General features: G+C 53.6%; 1 protein-coding gene. It reads left to right on the top strand.

What is annotated here, in order from left to right; translation table 11 throughout:
* The first annotated feature begins 69 nt into the window (after nucleotides 1–69).
* Nucleotides 70–600 carry a single-stranded DNA-binding protein gene (gene ssb, locus BHE89_RS19155; RefSeq protein ID WP_069369990.1) on the top strand — a complete coding sequence of 177 codons (531 nt, stop codon included), beginning with the start codon at nucleotides 70–72 and terminating at the stop codon, nucleotides 598–600.
* Nucleotides 601–767: the final 167 nt, after the last annotated feature.

Genomic DNA, 767 nt, shown 5'->3' with positions numbered 1-767 from the left:
TTTTTTTAACCCTTACGGGGGCTTGCTCCCCGAAAGGGGCGTTGGCCCTCTCCAAATAACTTGGAGGTCATGATGTCTAAAGGCGTCAACAAAGTAATTCTGGTCGGTAATCTCGGTTCTGACCCGGAAATTCGCTACATGCCAAGCGGCACTGCTGTTGCCAACTTTAACGTTGCAACAACGGATACGTGGCGCGATAAGCAATCTGGCGAGCAAAGAGAGCATACTGAGTGGCACCGTGTTGTGCTTAAAGGTCGTTTGGCGGAAGTCGCTGGTGAGTACCTGAAAAAGGGCTCCCAAGTCTATCTCGAAGGGAGCAACCGCACCCGGAAGTGGACTGACAACCAACAAATCGAGCGCTACACCACCGAAGTACACTGCTTTGAAATGCAGATGCTTGGTGGTCGTGGAAATGCACCTCAGGACAACTCTCAACGTGCAGCGCCCCAACAAGGGCAACGTACAGGAGCCGGTACGCAATCAGTTCCTGTGCAGCAATCAGCACCGCAAGGTGGTATGGGTGGAGGCTACGGTCCCGCTCCTGATGGCTGGGATGATGACATCCCGTTCATGCGTCTGCACCACTTGGCTGGCGGGTAACACCGCCAACTCTTACTGAACCCCACGGGGGCACCAATGCCCCGAGGGGGTCATGGTGTCCCCAAACCGTTCATTCGTGAATTGGAGAAACACCATGTCTGATAACAAATCTCTTGTAACCCGTATCGCAAGCCGGTTTGGCGTGGACACCCGAAAGTTCTATGAAA

It is taken from the genome of Shigella sp. FC1967, from assembly GCF_001743005.1.
In the GTDB taxonomy this organism is placed as follows: domain Bacteria; phylum Pseudomonadota; class Gammaproteobacteria; order Enterobacterales; family Enterobacteriaceae; genus Proteus.
Note: the sequence above shows the minus strand (reverse complement) of the source record. Positions and strands in the feature narration are given on the sequence as shown.

Coding starts and splice junctions, on each gene's coding strand:
- ssb (WP_069369990.1), top strand. CDS start 70: ATGATGTCTAAAGGCGTCAACAAAGTAATTCTGGTCGGTAATCTCGGT.